At 34.4% G+C, this 15,418-nt stretch carries 17 protein-coding genes; 16 read left to right on the top strand and 1 reads right to left on the bottom strand.

Going from position 1 to position 15,418, the window contains the following annotated elements:
* Positions 1–82 precede the first annotated feature (82 nt).
* Positions 83–574, top strand: coding sequence for a hypothetical protein (locus F8153_RS01330; protein WP_151864544.1), 492 nt, complete (start codon positions 83–85; stop codon positions 572–574).
* A gap of 348 nt (positions 575–922) precedes the next feature.
* Here the strand turns inward: F8153_RS01330 and F8153_RS01325 are convergent, their stop codons facing one another.
* Complete coding sequence (locus F8153_RS01325) at positions 923–1,555, bottom strand: NUDIX hydrolase (protein WP_151864543.1); 633 nt, start codon at positions 1,553–1,555, stop codon at positions 923–925.
* A 198-nt stretch (positions 1,556–1,753) separates the two neighbouring features.
* On the opposite strand from F8153_RS01325, the gene F8153_RS01320 reads away from it, so the two are divergent.
* From F8153_RS01320 to lgt, 15 genes are all read left to right on the top strand, one after another.
* Positions 1,754–2,527 carry an enoyl-CoA hydratase-related protein gene (locus tag F8153_RS01320; protein WP_151864542.1) on the top strand — a complete coding sequence of 258 codons (774 nt, stop codon included), beginning with the start codon at positions 1,754–1,756 and terminating at the stop codon, positions 2,525–2,527.
* Between the two features lie 113 nt (positions 2,528–2,640).
* The gene (locus F8153_RS01315; protein WP_151864541.1) at positions 2,641–3,483 is read left to right on the top strand and encodes a 3-hydroxybutyryl-CoA dehydrogenase; all 843 of its coding nucleotides are present in this window, start codon (positions 2,641–2,643) and stop codon (positions 3,481–3,483) included.
* 186 nt (positions 3,484–3,669) lie between these two features.
* The gene (locus F8153_RS01310; protein WP_151864540.1) at positions 3,670–5,220 is read left to right on the top strand and encodes an ABC transporter substrate-binding protein; all 1,551 of its coding nucleotides are present in this window, start codon (positions 3,670–3,672) and stop codon (positions 5,218–5,220) included.
* 101 nt (positions 5,221–5,321) lie between these two features.
* Positions 5,322–5,840: a cob(I)yrinic acid a,c-diamide adenosyltransferase gene (locus tag F8153_RS01305; RefSeq protein ID WP_151864539.1), complete on the top strand. Its 519-nt coding sequence runs from the start codon at positions 5,322–5,324 to the stop codon at positions 5,838–5,840.
* A gap of 190 nt (positions 5,841–6,030) precedes the next feature.
* Positions 6,031–6,561 carry a hypoxanthine phosphoribosyltransferase gene (hpt, locus tag F8153_RS01300; protein ID WP_151864538.1) on the top strand — a complete coding sequence of 177 codons (531 nt, stop codon included), beginning with the start codon at positions 6,031–6,033 and terminating at the stop codon, positions 6,559–6,561.
* Between the two features lie 79 nt (positions 6,562–6,640).
* Complete coding sequence (locus F8153_RS15915; protein WP_192929600.1) at positions 6,641–6,805, top strand: hypothetical protein; 165 nt, start codon at positions 6,641–6,643, stop codon at positions 6,803–6,805.
* 85 nt (positions 6,806–6,890) lie between these two features.
* Entirely contained in the window at positions 6,891–7,154 is a 264-nt protein-coding gene (locus F8153_RS01295; RefSeq protein WP_151864537.1) for a YkuS family protein, read from the top strand.
* Between the two features lie 66 nt (positions 7,155–7,220).
* The gene (locus F8153_RS01290) at positions 7,221–8,228 is read left to right on the top strand and encodes a restriction endonuclease (protein ID WP_151864536.1); all 1,008 of its coding nucleotides are present in this window, start codon (positions 7,221–7,223) and stop codon (positions 8,226–8,228) included.
* A gap of 131 nt (positions 8,229–8,359) precedes the next feature.
* Positions 8,360–8,926, top strand: coding sequence for a phosphate propanoyltransferase (pduL, locus tag F8153_RS01285; protein WP_151864590.1), 567 nt, complete (start codon positions 8,360–8,362; stop codon positions 8,924–8,926).
* A 14-nt stretch (positions 8,927–8,940) separates the two neighbouring features.
* Complete coding sequence (gene deoC, locus F8153_RS01280) at positions 8,941–9,609, top strand: deoxyribose-phosphate aldolase (RefSeq protein WP_151864535.1); 669 nt, start codon at positions 8,941–8,943, stop codon at positions 9,607–9,609.
* A 309-nt stretch (positions 9,610–9,918) separates the two neighbouring features.
* Positions 9,919–10,437, top strand: coding sequence for a YhcN/YlaJ family sporulation lipoprotein (locus F8153_RS01275; RefSeq protein ID WP_151864534.1), 519 nt, complete (start codon positions 9,919–9,921; stop codon positions 10,435–10,437).
* 84 nt (positions 10,438–10,521) lie between these two features.
* Complete coding sequence (locus F8153_RS01270; RefSeq protein WP_151864533.1) at positions 10,522–11,667, top strand: hypothetical protein; 1,146 nt, start codon at positions 10,522–10,524, stop codon at positions 11,665–11,667.
* Positions 11,668–11,865: 198 nt separating this feature from the next.
* The gene (yfmF, locus tag F8153_RS01265; protein WP_192929599.1) at positions 11,866–13,134 is read left to right on the top strand and encodes an EF-P 5-aminopentanol modification-associated protein YfmF; all 1,269 of its coding nucleotides are present in this window, start codon (positions 11,866–11,868) and stop codon (positions 13,132–13,134) included.
* Between the two features lie 11 nt (positions 13,135–13,145).
* Complete coding sequence (gene yfmH, locus F8153_RS01260) at positions 13,146–14,432, top strand: EF-P 5-aminopentanol modification-associated protein YfmH (RefSeq protein WP_151864531.1); 1,287 nt, start codon at positions 13,146–13,148, stop codon at positions 14,430–14,432.
* Between the two features lie 98 nt (positions 14,433–14,530).
* A complete protein-coding gene (gene lgt, locus F8153_RS01255) occupies positions 14,531–15,268 on the top strand; it encodes a prolipoprotein diacylglyceryl transferase (RefSeq protein WP_151864530.1) in 738 nt (245 codons plus the stop codon).
* Positions 15,269–15,418: the final 150 nt, after the last annotated feature.

Here is a 15,418-nt window from a genome sequence, read left to right as displayed (position 1 = left end):
ATTGGATTACATACATCCTTAACATGTTATAAAGGGATGAGTTTCTTTATAAGTAATAAACACAACAGGTGGGTGATTGAAGTTGAATAGGTTTAAGTCCTTATTATTATTCTTATTAATTATCTCAGCTATAGCCTTTATGGGCTGCCAAAGGGACTCCCAGAATGATGTTGTGGAGGAAGGGGATACAGTAGAGGAAGATGAAATCTCAGAGGATTTTAGTTACCTTACTGAAGAAGATCTTCGTCTGCAGTTATCAGAAGCAATTATGATAGAATTAAAGAATACAGATAATGATGTCATAGGTGGAATTACCGAAAGAGAAGAAATTACTAGCTTAGTGGAGAAAATATTTAGCTACCATGTTGAAGACACAATAGCTGCTGAAGATGCAAATAAAGAGATTATCGGGCCAATTAACTTTTACTTTAATGATGGGGAAAGTTACTTTGGGCTGGTTAAAGAAAATCATATCTTTATTGAAGGCTATTATTTTCGATTCGATTCATCACAACTAGAAGATTTTGTGGAGGTTTTCAGCGTTTTAGAAGAACCAGTGGGAGACAATCCATAATGAAATTGAGAATTGAAACAAGTGAACGAGACAGTTAACATTAGCATACATATGTACTTTGACCAAGAGAATATAATAAACAACCCAATACTTATGCATTGGGTCAGACCATCGAAAAAGTATAAAACTATATTAAAACCCCTATGTTCTTAAATAATGAGAAATCTGCGGAGATAAGAAAAAAAGAAGGAGAAAATTACAGATGAGTGTTTTCAATGTCTGAGCCGAAGGTGAGTTTTGAAAACACCTGTAATTTTTGAGTTCATCCTGCCTTTTGACCGAGAGCCAATTTCTCAGTATAAAATATAGGGGTTTTTCGATAACCTCACCCAATACTTATGCATTGGGTTATATTTTTATATCATAATCCTCTACTACATTTAGAAAACTATTTAAAAGCTTAGCGGTTATTCCCCATATAACATAATTCTGATACTTAAAAAAGAATACTGGATAATTACCACTTTTCCATTCATACTGATAGCCTTGCTCAACTAGATAGTAAGGGAAATCTTCATTGGGTCTTAGAATCATTTTTACATCATGTATTAATGGTTTTTGAATCAATAACTCTTTAACAGGAACTGTAAAAAGAGAATTCACTTCATGGGGATTAAAATGAATATCCTTCACCTTGATATCTTTTATAAGGCCACAAAAAGAATAGATAATGGAATTGAAGGGGGTCACCAAGGTATCTAGGACACCTATCAAATCAATATTTTCATTTGATACATTCAGCTCCTCCATTGATTCTCTAATGGCTGTGTCCTGGGGTTTTTCATTATTCTCTATTCTTCCACCTGGAAAGCAAATTTCCCCTGGTTGATGCTGGAGATGGTGGGCTCTAACTTGAAATAAAATACAGAGCTCACCGTTATTTTCAATAATGGGAATTAAAACAGAATAATGATTCTTCACATCTAAAATCTTTGATGGTCTATTAGTTATGGCTTTTTTTATGTCTTGTATGATGTTCATATTAGTACTCCTTTGTATCTCTATAAAACTATTATATTTGAAATAGAGAAAATATAAAACCACCAAAAGAAGCCATTGAAGAAATTTAAACATCAATTATATCCTTGTTCCATGAATTATCCTTTTATAACTAAATTGTTTTATAGTATAATATACCATGTAATCAAAAATTTACAATGAATGGAGGATATTATTATAATGGAGTATCAAACTATTAAATATGAGGTTTTGGATGATCAAATTGGTATACTTACATTAAATAGGAGTAATGTTTTAAATTCCATTAACAATGATATGCTTATGGAGCTTGGAGGATTTTTAGACACAGTATTAAAAGATAGTATAAAGGTTTTAATTATCACCGGGGAGGGTAAGGCCTTTGCCGCTGGAGCAGATATAGAGGCTATGTCCATAATGACATCAGAGGAAGCAAGAGTCTTTGCAAAAGAGGGTCAGGATATCTTTTCTAGAATAGAGAACCTAGACATTCCAGTAATAGCAGCAGTCAATGGATTTGCCTTAGGTGGTGGATGTGAACTGGCAATGGCCTGTGATATTAGAATAGCCTCAGAAAAGGCAAAGTTTGGTCAACCAGAGGTAGGGTTAGGGACTACTCCTGGCTTTGCAGGTACCCAAAGGCTTCCACAGATAGTGGGTATAGCCAAGGCTAAGGAGCTTATTTTCACTGGTGAAATTATTGGAGCAAAGGAAGCCTTTGAAATTGGGCTTGTAAATAAGGTGTGTCAACCTGAGGAATTGATGATAACAGCAATTGAAATGGCTAAGAAGGTGGCAGGTAATAGCGGGGTAGCAATTAAATACTCCAAAATAGCCATAAATAATGGCTATAGTATGAATATGGAAAATGGCAATTTATTGGAAGGGAATTTGTTTGCTTTGTCCTTCGCCCATGAGGATCAAAGGGAGGGAATGAAGGCCTTCTTAGAAAAAAGAAAGCCTCAGTTTAAATAAAATATTAGATCATAAAGGGATCAATGTTAAATGTTGAATGTTGAATGTTGAATTATGGATGCTTCCAGTAATGGATGCTAAAAACCAAATATATTAAATGGGGAGGATAAACAATGAAAAAGATCGGAATAATTGGAGCTGGAACAATGGGGAGCGGAATAGCTCAAGTGGCAGCTCAAAAGGGCTATAGGGCTGTAATAAGGGATTTAAATCAAGAAAACCTAAACAAAGCCTTAAAGGGGATAGAAAAGGCTTTAGGGAAGTTGCTGGACAAAGGAAATATTACCGATGAAGACAAAAATAACACCTTGGCAAATATCAGTATTACAATGGATATTCATCAGCTAAAAGACTGTGACTTAATCATAGAGGCAGCTACTGAGAACATGGAGATTAAGAAAAAAATATTTAAGGAGCTTGATGAAGTTTGTCAAGAATCTGCCATATTGGCAACTAATACATCCTCCTTATCGATTACAGAATTGGCACAAGCCACCAAAAGGCCTAATAAAGTAATTGGAATGCACTTTTTCAATCCTGTTCCAGTAATGAAGCTAGTAGAAGTTATAAAAGGAATGGTTACAGACGAGGCTATAGTTGAAGAAATTTTAAGATTGTCGGAAGGTTTAGGGAAAACAGCAGTTAAGGTTGAGGAAGCACCTGGATTTGTCGTAAATAGAATTTTGGTACCAATGATCAATGAAGCAATTGGAGTGTTAGCAGATGGTGTAGCAACTGCAGTTGATATAGACGAAGCAATGAAGCTTGGGGCCAATCATCCAATAGGACCTCTGGCTTTAGCCGATCTAATAGGTTTAGATGTATGCTTAGCAATTATGGAGGTTTTATATTCAGAGTATGGTGATACAAAATATCGACCTCATACAATGTTAAGAAAATATGTTAGAGCAGGACATCTTGGTAGAAAAACCGGAAAAGGCTTTTATCAATATTAATCATTATATTTCTATATCCTCGGGAAACTATTACAATAGTTTCCTTTTTTATATTACACAAAGATATAGCATATTATAATAGTAAGGTATATTGTTGAAGTTCTACTTAATTAACTATATAATTAAATATATATTTCTAAATTGTAAAGTTTTTTAGGGGATGTTAATAAGAGGGGGCTTTATGTTATGAAACAAAAAAGCTACAGTTTAATGCTAGTCGTTATTTTAATCTTATCGATATTTTTAGGTGGATGCAAAAAAAACCCTAAAGAAAGGGTGGAGGACCCACCTGTTAAGGAGGAAGAGGAATTAATTATAGCTCAAGGCGCAGATGCCAGAACCTTAGATCCCCACGGAAGTAACGATCAACTTTCTGCTAGAGTCATGACCCAGATTTATGATACTTTGATATATCAAAACGAAAACATGGAGTTAGAACCAGGACTTGCATCGGAATGGATACAAATAGATGAGACGACTTATGAATTTACGTTGAAGGAAGGAGTCCTTTTCCATAACGGAGAAGAAATGACAGCCTATGATGTAAAATTCACCCTTTTACGTGGAATGGAATCAAGACAAGTTTCCGGTGTCCTTGGTATTTTAGATCCAGAAAAGCTTGTTGTATATGATCGGTATACAATTAGAATTGGGACAAAGGCACCCTTCTCACCAGTTCTAGCCCATCTAGCCCATTCAGCTTCTTCAATTCTTAATGAAAAGGCTGTTACAGAAGCTGGTGAAAACTATGGCACCAATCCCATCGGGACTGGGCCTTATAGACTTGTTAACTGGGTTCAGGAAAAAATGATTCATCTTGAAAAATTTGAAGGCTATTTTAACCAAGACGCAAGAATAAAAAGTATAAAATTTATGATTATAGCTGATGGAGAAAACAGAATAGCCGGCCTAGAAGCTGGTGAAATTGATATTTCCTATGATGTTCCCCCCATTGATATAGCCATCATTGAAAAAGATGAAAAACTTAATCTATTAAGGACTCCAAATTTCTCTATAACCTCTGTGGGGTTTAATATTGAAAGAGGAGCCTTTAAAGATATTAGAGTAAGACAGGCAATTAATCATGCTGTAGATATGGCAGCTATAGTGGAGGCTGTTTACTATGGAGTAGGATATCAAGCAACAGGCCCATTAGGACCCAATGTATGGGCTGCTCATCAAAAATTGGTCCCATATAAGTACGATATAGATTTAGCTAAAGCCTTAATGGAGGATGCTGGCTTTGGTGATGGTTTTAAGGCGACAATATGGACTAATGAAAATTTACAGAGAATTGATATAGCAAATATTCTTCATAATCAATTGAAGGCTATAAATATTGATTTAGAGGTTAAGGTAGTAGATTGGGATACCTATTTGGATGTTACTGAATCAGGACAGCATGATATGTTTCTATTTGGATGGGTTACCGTAACAGGAGATCCCGATTATGGTCTGTATTCTCTATTCCATTCCTCACAAGTAGGCACTGGTGGCAATAGTACCTTCTATAAGAATGAAGATGTGGATATTCTATTGGATGCTGCCAGAGCAGAGACGGATTTAGATAGTAGGAAGGAGTACTATAGAATCATTCAAGAGATCATTAGAAATGATGCACCTATGGTATTTACCTGGGTTGGTGAGGATATTATTGCTACCCAAAAAAATGTTAAGGGCTTCATTCAACACCCTTCAGGTACCCATAGACTAAACACTGTATTCTTTGAAGACTAAAAAATGCCTTGCTGCTTGGTCGGCAGGGCTTTTTTCTTTTAGGTTAATTTTAGTAAGATTTGGTATATAATAAATGATAATATAAATAAGGAGGGCTAATAATGAAAATTTATACTAAAACTGGAGATAAGGGAGACACCAGCCTTTACGATGGAACGAGGGTAAGTAAGGATGATATTCGTGTTGAGAGCTATGGAACAATAGACGAATTAGATTCAGCATTGGGTTTTTCTAGGAATTTTATTCAGGATAAAAAAATAATTGAGATCGTATATAAAATACAAAGAGATCTATTTAAAGTAGCTGCCGAGTTGGCAACGGAAGACAACAGCAAGATTGTGGCCAAAGTTCAAGAGGAAGATATAATTTATCTAGAAAGCATTATTAACGAATATATGGAGAAAATACCAAAGGTAGATAAATTTATTATACCAGGTACAAGTGTGGAGTCAGCTAGCCTACACATGGCTCGTACCATTTGCAGAAGGGCCGAAAGAAGAATCATAACACTGAGGAGATCCGCTGAGATAAGGGATGATTTAGTAAAGTATGTAAACAGACTATCGGATGCTATCTATACCATTGCGAGATATCTTGAGAAGGAGTTAATATATTTATAGAATGAAAGGTGAAAAGTGAAAAGTGAAAAAATGCAATACAAAATAATTAAATTGGTAATTACTAATTAGTAATGGAGCACCAGATTATAGATGAGAGATTATAGATGAGAGATTATAGATAAATTCTTCATTCTTCATTTGTATAATCTTTATGCTATAATATCTTTATCATTCAAAGGAGGGGATCGCCATGTATAAGGAAAATATAGAGGTGATGATTAGTAAGGAAGAAATTGCCCATAAGGTGAAGGCTTTAGGTGAGGAAATAACTAATGACTATAGTGGATCCGGTAAGGAATTGGTGGTTATTGGAGTTCTTAAAGGGGCAAATGTTTTTTTAGGAGATCTTATTAGGCAAATAGATCTGCCGATACTGGTGGATTTCATTGCTGTGTCTAGTTATGGTTTATCTACTGAGACCTCTGGGGTTGTAAAAATCCTTAAGGATTTAGACCTTGATGTTGAAGGCAAGGATGTACTAATAATCGAGGATATTGTAGATACCGGCCTTACCCTGAAATATCTAACTGAAAATTTTAAGTCAAGGAACATAGCCAGCATGAAAATATGTGCCCTTTTAGATAAGCCTGAAAGAAGAAAATGCCCTATTGATATAGATTATTTAGGTTTTGAGATTCCAGATAAATTTGTTGTTGGCTATGGAATTGATTATGCTGAAAAATACAGAAATTTACCTTATGTAGCTGTTGTTAAGAGCTAAAATGATCTTGTAAACCTTGAATAGGATGTTACATAATCTTACATACTAATCGTATATTCTAATCAAGGAGGTATGATTGATGGTTAATTTTGAGGATGTCAAGCAAAGATTCATTCAAGCAGATGTTGATGGAAAAATTGAAATTTACACAACTACCCAAGGATTATCTGTAGAGCAATTTAAAGAGCTGCTTAAGCATTTCCCCCTTCAACATTTGGATAAACTTGAAAGGGCCATGGGATAATAATCAAATAAAAACCCTCAGTAGGGTTTTTATTTAGTTACAATATAACAATCTCTATTGAGATTGGATTTCAGGAGGATTCAAAATGGCCAAGAAAACCATTGCTGTTCAAGAAGGGCTTCATAATGTTGCAAGCCACCTTAAAGAGGCAGGATATAAGATCACAACCATAGATGATGGAAGTGCCCCTATTGATCTGATTGTCTATTCAACTAAAAACATGGATTATATAGCTCATAACACCTCTGGAACTCTGAGAATTGGAGGGAATAACAAATATGTTAAGATGATTAATGTGGATGAAGTAGGTCTTAAGAACATTATTTCAACCATTGAAGAATTGAACTAAGGATTTTAATATACCCCTGTATCAAGCCTCCTTTTTGTGGCAAGAGTATAAAAAGGAGGCGATTTTATGAGGAAAATAAAAGCTTATTATGAAATATTTTCATCTAAAATAAAAGGATACAAAAGAAAGAGGGAGAATAGCCGAAGGTTTCAACTATTTTATTTATCTTCGAAGGAAGATACCAGAAGCAATGGAGCAAAGATCTTTGATTATGTCATTGCCAGGTTTTTTATTTTTTTTGCTACCTACTTCCTTGCTGCTATTATCCTAGGCGGGTTGTTAAAGTCCTTGTTTCTGGCTACAATAACCTTAACCCTTTTCCATCTAATTTCAATTGAGTTTAGAAAAAATAAGCTTGATGCTATGAAAAAAATTAAAAGAAAAGAAATAGCAGGCGCTAAGGTTTATCAAGAGCTAGTTTATAAAACTGCACCAGAGCTAATTGAGTATATCGAAGATTTTCTAAAAAGAAATGGTTTATACTCTATCGAGAAGATCCACAACAATTCTGTAAACTTTATTTATAAAGTAAAGGATGAGGAGTCGAAGGAATTTCTTATAGGTTTTTTTGTTTATAAAAAAGAATACTATGTAGAAGTTAAAGCAATGAAGGAGTTCCTATTTAAAATGCGAGATATGAAGCTGGAAAAGGGTATGATCATCACTACATCAGATTTTACAACAGATTCCTATGGTTTTATTGAAAAGGTTAAGGATAAGTTTAGGATTATACCTGTTAATCATAATCAGTTTCAAAAGCTGGTAGAGGGCAGTGGTTTGTATCCTAGGGATGAAGAAATTGATGAGATTATAGAAAATCGAATCAGTAAAAGGGAAGCCTCATGGAAGAAATACAAGGAAATTGCTTTAGCCAAAAAAAAGATTCGTGGATATGTATTTTTAAGTGTTTTTTTATTCTTTGCTGCTTTATTTTCACCCTTCCCAATCTATTATATGACAATCTCTGGATTAGCTATGGGTCTGGCATTTATCATATTTTTACGAAAATATATTTTTAAAAATAAAATGGATGAATCCTATTCTACCTTATCACAGTTGTTAGAGAAGCAATAACATTTTTTATAGAATGCTACAAATCAACTCAGAATTGCTATTAATTGCATTTTATATAAAAAAAAAGTATAATGTTTGTAATGGATATTGTATGCAAGAAACTAATAGGGTGAGGAGGATATATAATGAGTATGAAACTTCCAATAGCGCTTTCCAACAGACATATACACTTAAGTAAGGAGGATATCCATACATTATTTGGTGAGGGCTATCAACTACAGTTATTAAAGGATTTAAAACAACCAGGCCAATTTGCAGCTGTGGAAAAGGTGGATATTGTAGGACCTAGAGGGGAAATCAAAGGGGTTAGAGTTTTAGGGCCAGCTAGAAATAAGTCACAAATAGAGGTGTCTTTAACCGATAGCTTTATACTCGGAGTTAAGCCCCCTGTAAGGGATTCGGGAGATTTGTTGGATAGTCCTGGTTTGAAAATTGTAGGACCAAAGAGAGAAGTGACTCTGGATGTAGGAGTTATATTGGCATCCAGACATATTCATATGCATACTGATGATGCAGTTAAATTTGGCGTTCATGATAAGGACCGAGTTAGGGTAAGGACCTTTGGTGAAAGGGCCTTGGTTTTCGAAAATGTATTGGTAAGGGTGCATCCTACTTATGCTTTAGAAATGCATGTTGACGTCGATGAAGGCAATGCTGCTGCAGTTAAAAATGGTGACGAAGTTGAGATTATTCAATAATTAGGAGATGAGTTATGAAAATAGAAAGATATATAGATCATACAATTTTAAAACCTGATGCTACCAATGTGGAGATAAAGAAGTATTGTACAGAAGCTAAGGAAAATCATTTTTATTCTGTTTGTGTTAATGGCTCAAATGTTGTTTTAGTTGCAAATGAATTGCTGGGCTCTGACGTGAAGGTTACAGCAGTTGTTGGGTTCCCTTTAGGGGCAGCCACTAAAGAAACGAAGGCATTTGAAACTAAAAATGCTATTGAAAATGGAGCAAATGAAATAGATATGGTTATAAATGTAGGAGCATTAAAGGAAGGTAATTCTAATTATGTATTAGAGGATATTAAAGCCGTTGTTGAGGCTGCAAAGGGAAGGGCTATTGTAAAGGTGATTATTGAGACAGCCCTCTTAACTAACGAAGAAAAGCTAATTGCCTGTAACCTATCAAAGGAAGCCGGGGCTGATTTCGTAAAAACTTCAACAGGCTTTAGTTCCGGAGGAGCAACTGTAGAGGATGTTCGGCTTATGAAAGAAGTTGTTGGGGATGCCTTGGAAGTGAAGGCCTCAGGAGGAATTCGAGATTATGCTACTGCTATGGCAATGATCGAAGCTGGTGCCACAAGGCTAGGATGTAGTGCTTCCGTAAATATTGTTAAGGGATTAAAGACAAATAACGAAGGCTACTAATTAATAAATGAAACAAAAAAAAGATATCAAAAATCACTGATATCTTTTTTTTATGATTTTAAATAAAAGCAATAATAAAAATCCCAGCTTTAGCTTAGAAAATTTTCTTTTAAGGTTTTTTACCAAATATCCAATAAAAAGAAGATCCATTAAAATACCTCCTAAAATCATTCATAGCTTAGTCTTTTCCAAATATTGAAATATTATTATAAAATATCATAATCCTGTGGCAATCTATGTGATATATTCAAAAAGTTAGCTTAATAAAAAAACCTCCTAGAGAAAGAATAAATATAGGAGGTGTATAAAATGAAAAAAGGTAAAATATTAATGATTGTAGCTTTAGCTTTGGTGTTGATAGTAGCTTCCATTGGTTGTAGACCAGCTGAACGACCTGCTCCAGATCCAGTACCCGATACAAACCGTCGTTCAAACCCAAACCCAGATGAAGATAGAGATAATCCCAACAATCTACAATCCGGGGAAGAAAATATGCAAGATTTAAATATTCGAGCAGATAATATCGTAGATTCAGTAGTAAAGCTTGATGAGGTAAGAAGTGCAACTGTTGTAATTACTGACAATACGGCCCTTGTTGGAGTAACTTTGACAGAAGAAACAGAAGAAGTAAGCAGTAATGTGAAGAAAAAAATAGAGGATGTTGTAAAGAGAGCAGATAGAGGTATAGATAGAGTAGCTGTTTCTGCAAATCCTGATATCGTAGAAAGAATAGAAAATATTGCTAGAGAAACTATGAGAGGCCGCCCATTAAGTGGATTTGGTAGAGAAATAGAAGAACTAGTTCGCAGGATGACTCCTGGAGCATAATGATTAAAGGTGGGAAACCCACCTTTAATCATTTTATATATCATTTAAACATATTATAAACAAAGGGTTTAAGGGGGAAATAATATGTTTTTATTAATGGGAATGATGATTTCTATTCTATTCTTAATTGCTTTGATATCTAATGGTCTGATAGAAAGGGCTTTATGGATTTTGTTTTTTTTGATACTTCAATATGGGATCAAAAAAATCAATAGCAGAAAAGCAATAAAATATTTAATATTTGGTTTGGTATTGGGATATTCCCTTGTGATAATGGCTCTGCCATTATTCAAACCCAAGATTGAGAATGAAAATATAGCAACCAATTACATTGAAAATCAGAATTTAGCAGTGATTTTGGTATTTCAAGATGAACCATCAAGATACAATATACCTCAGCTTATAAAAAAGGAAACAGAAGAGTTAAAGATATTTAAGCATCTGGCCTTGCCCTTTAATCTCTTCAGACAAAAGCTAATTTACGAAAAAACCTCTACATCTGATATTCATTATAATAAAGCCCTTCAGCGCAGACTTAATAGTTATTATGAAAATCAATATAAATTCTATTCTGCCTACATATATAAAGAACCCTATCTAGAAGAAATCTTATATAAAGTCATGAGGGAGGGGCATGGTAGGATTATCGTTAGCCCTGTAATGTTAACTGAAGAAAGGGATTATAATCAAATTCAAAGGATTGTCCAACAAATAAATCCACAGCAATATAAGATTCAGGTAAAGGCCACAATGCCCCTATGGAATAGTGATGATATTGCTGTATCCTGTGTTGAATGGATCAATGGCTATATACCCGATGAAAAAAGAAATAAGGTAGGGATCCTTATAAGGGGCTCAGGTTATTATGAAGGCATGGAGAATAATCAATATGTTAAACAAGAAATTTTATTCCGTGAAAAGGTTAAGGATGGATTATTGGAGGAAGGATACAATGAAAAACAAATTAGAATGAGTTTTAACAATGAAAATAGAATTGTTAGGGAGCTAAATGAGTTAATGCTTAAAGGTGTCAGTGATATTTATGTCTTTCAAGGAGCATCCTTATATGATGATCCCTTTGATATATACAAAATAAAAAGAATACTAGATAAAGTTGATAAGCCCCAAAGGGTTACTTTAACCTATATAAGCGGTTGGCAGCATGAGGAAGGGGTTTATAAAGAAATTCGAAACAGAATTAATTTACTTACATTGCAAAATTGGAATTAACACGTTTATATTCATCAATTTGGGAATAATAAGTATGGATATTTACAATTGAAGTTTGATAATGGAAATTTAAGAACTTAACTGTAAATAACTAAAGGACAAATTAATCAGCAATATTTACTCGGAATTAGTTTGCAAAAGCCTAACGTACCTTGAAGAAGGTATAGATATAAAGCAAAATACATAAGGAGGAATATGATGGAGCTAATATCTGAAAAAATTTTGAAGGGAACACATCTTCATACTATAACTGTAGATAAGTTTAAAACCAATTCATTAAATATATATTTTCAACAACCACTGGTTCCCCAAGAAGTTACCTATAATGCTTTATTGCCAATGATTATGCAAAGGGGTTGCCAAGAGTATAAGGATGCAAGATTAATTGCTAAAGAATTGGAGTATTTATATGGTGCCAATTTAATTGGTGATATATCAAAAAAAGGTGAAAAACATATAATTCTATTCACCCTTACAACAATTGCCCTTGATTACTTAGAGGAGCCAAAGCTTATGGATTCAGCATTGAATCTCATGAAGGAAGTATTGTTTAGACCCCTAATTGATGAGGGGGGATTTGATAAAGATTACTTTAATCAAGAGGTCAGTAATCTAGAAAGCAAAATCAAGGGTAGGGTTAATAATAAGAATCAATATGCGCTAGATCGCTGCATTGAGGAAATGTGTAGGGATGAAAATTATCGTCTTTATGAATATGGGCGTCTAGAAGACCTTAAAGCTATTAATCCAATGAAGTTGTACAACCATTATGAAAAAATAATAAATAATAGCCCCATAGATATCGTTATGGTGGGAAGCATGAAGCATCAAGAGGCTAAGGATTATATCATTAAGAAACTACATCTTAAAGACAGAAACATAGAGGGTGTTTCCTTTCCTGAAATGATAGCTGCAAAGGAAGATCTTAATGAAGTATCAGAAGACATGGATATCAGTCAAGGGAAACTAATCTTGGGCTATCGAACTCAAATTTCCTATCAAGCTCCACTGTATCCAGCGTTGTTGTTATATTCAAGTATCCTAGGTGGAGGGGCCCATTCAAAGCTATTTCTTAAAGTTAGAGAAGAGAGGAGCCTTTGTTATTACATCTATTCAAAAGTAGACAAGTTTAAGTCTATCATGCTGATAAGCTGTGGTATTGATGTGGCTAAGGCAGAAGAAACAAAGGCTGTGATAGCAGATGAGCTAAATGAAATGCGGCTAGGAAATATAACCCAAGAAGAAATTGACAATGGTAAAGAAGCCATCATTACTGCTATTCAAGCCTTGGGTGACAACAGTAATTCCTTAGCCGAATATACCTATAGTCAAATTGTAGGGGATTTTTACCTCTCACCAGAGGAGCTAGCAAATAAAATTAGAGCAGTGTCCTTAAATGATATTTTAGAGGTTGCCTCATCTATTAAACTAGATACAACCTATCTTTTGGGAACCAGTAAGAATTGAGGAGGAGAAGCATGCAATATGATAAAATAATTGGAGAGGCAGTAAAGGAAGTACTCTATAGAGGTAAGTTTCAAAACGGTTTAGAGGTTTTCTTTCTACCTAAAAAGGGGTACATAAAGAAATTTGCTTTGTTTGCTACTAAATTTGGTTCTAATGATTTGGTATTCAATAGGCTCCATGACACAAAAGTCATAGAAGTTCCAGAAGGGATTGCCCATTTTCTTGAGCATAAAATGTTTGAGTCACAGGAGGGAAATGTTTTTGATAAATTCGCACCCCTAGGAGCCAGTGTAAATGCTTATACGAACTTTAATGTAACAGCATATTATTTTACTGCCACTAATAATTTCTATGAAAATCTAAAACTCCTTATCAGTTTTGTGCAAAACCCTTACTTCACCGATGAAAATGTTGAAAAGGAAAAAGGAATCATTACCCAGGAAATAAAAATGTATCAGGATAATCCCCAATGGAAGGTGTTTTTTAATCTTTTAAAGGCTATGTATCATAAACATCCAGTAAGAATTGATATAGCAGGAACTGAAGAGAGCATTAATAGGATTACCAAAGAGGACTTATATCAGTGCTATAATACCTTTTATCATCCATCCAATATGGTATTGTTTATTGCAGGGGATTTAGAAAAGGATAAGCTCTTCAATGAAATAGAAATGAGCTTTGATGATCAAGGGAGTAAGGAGATTTCATCCATTGTTAGACATTACCCTGCGGAGGCTACCCATGTGAAAAACTCCCTTGTAGAGGAAAAGATGATTGTTTCAACACCATTATTTTATCTTGGCTATAAAGAAAAAGAAATCCCCTATGATCATACCAATTTCTTGAAGCACGAAGCAATCATTAGGGTTCTTTTGGATATGGTATTTGGTCGTAGCAGTGATTTGTATGAAGACTTATATCAAAAGGGGTTGATAGACCAGAGCTTTAATTTTGACTATGTAAGAGAGTTGGATTACGGACATAGCATCATTAATGGTAATTCTCGAGACCCCCACAAAGTTAAGGAAACCATAAATAACTGGATTCTTAATAGAAAAAAAATAGGACTTAAAGAGGAGGACTTTATCCGAATAAAGCGAAAGCAAATAGGGGAAAATATCAGCTTTTATAATTCAATCGAATATATTGGAAACTCCTTTGTAGGGTATCATTTTAAGGGTCTGAACTTTATGGACTATTTACAAGCCCTAAAGGAGGTTACCTACCAAGATATCCATCAGAGCTTCATAAATCATTTTTCAGAGGACCTACAGGTGCTCTCGGTGATCAATCCTTAGTTTGACATAGATACTTACAAAGGTCTATAATGTTTAGGTGGACTAAAAATGCAACACCAATGACCGAATTATAGATTTTATTACAAGGAGAGGTTGATATGGATCCTATAGCCTTTAGAATTTTTGGTTTAGAAATAGGTTGGTATGGAATCATTATTGCCACAGGAATGCTACTGGGGGTTATTGTAGCTACCATTCGGGCAAAAAAAGAGGGACTCCATGAAGATACTGTTATTGATTTAGCCCTTTTTGCTGTGCCAGCAGCCCTATTGGGGGCCAGGCTTTATTATGTAATTTTCAACTGGGGTTATTATTCAAAAAACCTTCAGGACATTTATAAATTTAGACAAGGTGGATTAGCAATTCATGGAGGGGTTATTGCAGGAGTTATCGTTGGTTACTTCTACTGCAGATATAAGAAAATCGGTTTTTGGAAATTAGCAGATATCTGTGCTCCAAGCATTATACTTGGTCAGGCCATAGGAAGATGGGGAAATTATGTTAATCAAGAGGCCCACGGTGGACCAACGAATTTACCATGGGGGATAGAAGTTAATGGAGAAATGGTTCATCCAACATTCTTGTACGAATCCCTATGGAATTTTGGTGTATTTTTCTTTCTCTTATACTTTACCAAGAAGAAAAAATATAATGGTCAAATTTTTGTCCTCTATATAATATTGTACTCTATTGCAAGATTTTTAATAGAAGGCCTGCGGACCGATAGTCTAATGATTGGGCCCTTTAGAACAGCACAACTTATAAGTGTTGTATTAATCGCTGGGGGTTTATTCATTAATTCATTATTGAGTAAAAGCAATTCAACTAATTTTTAGTAGAGACGAAAATTAGCATTATAAAAGAATTCGAAGATATTGGAAGAAATATCAAGTAGAGTTATAATAAACAAGATAAAATCATCTTATATGACATTTGACAAATTTTGCTGTTATTCTTTACAATTATTTCAGCAATTAATGACAATT

The sequence above is a fragment of the Alkaliphilus serpentinus genome, assembly GCF_009017255.1.
GTDB lineage: Bacteria > Bacillota > Clostridia > Peptostreptococcales > Natronincolaceae > Alkaliphilus_D > Alkaliphilus_D serpentinus.
This window is presented reverse-complemented; position numbering and strand designations above follow the sequence as displayed.

Bases quoted from the DNA above. Each gene is read 5' to 3' on its own strand.
- F8153_RS01325 (WP_151864543.1), bottom strand. From the start codon at position 1,555: ATGAACATCATACAAGACATAAAAAAAGCCATAACTAATAGACCATCA.
- F8153_RS01320 (WP_151864542.1), top strand. From the start codon at position 1,754: ATGGAGTATCAAACTATTAAATATGAGGTTTTGGATGATCAAATTGGT.
- F8153_RS01315 (WP_151864541.1), top strand. From the start codon at position 2,641: ATGAAAAAGATCGGAATAATTGGAGCTGGAACAATGGGGAGCGGAATA.
- F8153_RS01310 (WP_151864540.1), top strand. From the start codon at position 3,670: ATGAAACAAAAAAGCTACAGTTTAATGCTAGTCGTTATTTTAATCTTA.
- F8153_RS01305 (WP_151864539.1), top strand. From the start codon at position 5,322: ATGAAAATTTATACTAAAACTGGAGATAAGGGAGACACCAGCCTTTAC.
- hpt (WP_151864538.1), top strand. From the start codon at position 6,031: ATGTATAAGGAAAATATAGAGGTGATGATTAGTAAGGAAGAAATTGCC.
- F8153_RS15915 (WP_192929600.1), top strand. From the start codon at position 6,641: ATGGTTAATTTTGAGGATGTCAAGCAAAGATTCATTCAAGCAGATGTT.
- F8153_RS01295 (WP_151864537.1), top strand. From the start codon at position 6,891: ATGGCCAAGAAAACCATTGCTGTTCAAGAAGGGCTTCATAATGTTGCA.
- F8153_RS01290 (WP_151864536.1), top strand. From the start codon at position 7,221: ATGAGGAAAATAAAAGCTTATTATGAAATATTTTCATCTAAAATAAAA.
- pduL (WP_151864590.1), top strand. From the start codon at position 8,360: ATGAAACTTCCAATAGCGCTTTCCAACAGACATATACACTTAAGTAAG.
- deoC (WP_151864535.1), top strand. From the start codon at position 8,941: ATGAAAATAGAAAGATATATAGATCATACAATTTTAAAACCTGATGCT.
- F8153_RS01275 (WP_151864534.1), top strand. From the start codon at position 9,919: ATGAAAAAAGGTAAAATATTAATGATTGTAGCTTTAGCTTTGGTGTTG.
- F8153_RS01270 (WP_151864533.1), top strand. From the start codon at position 10,522: ATGTTTTTATTAATGGGAATGATGATTTCTATTCTATTCTTAATTGCT.
- yfmF (WP_192929599.1), top strand. From the start codon at position 11,866: ATGGAGCTAATATCTGAAAAAATTTTGAAGGGAACACATCTTCATACT.
- yfmH (WP_151864531.1), top strand. From the start codon at position 13,146: ATGCAATATGATAAAATAATTGGAGAGGCAGTAAAGGAAGTACTCTAT.
- lgt (WP_151864530.1), top strand. From the start codon at position 14,531: ATGGATCCTATAGCCTTTAGAATTTTTGGTTTAGAAATAGGTTGGTAT.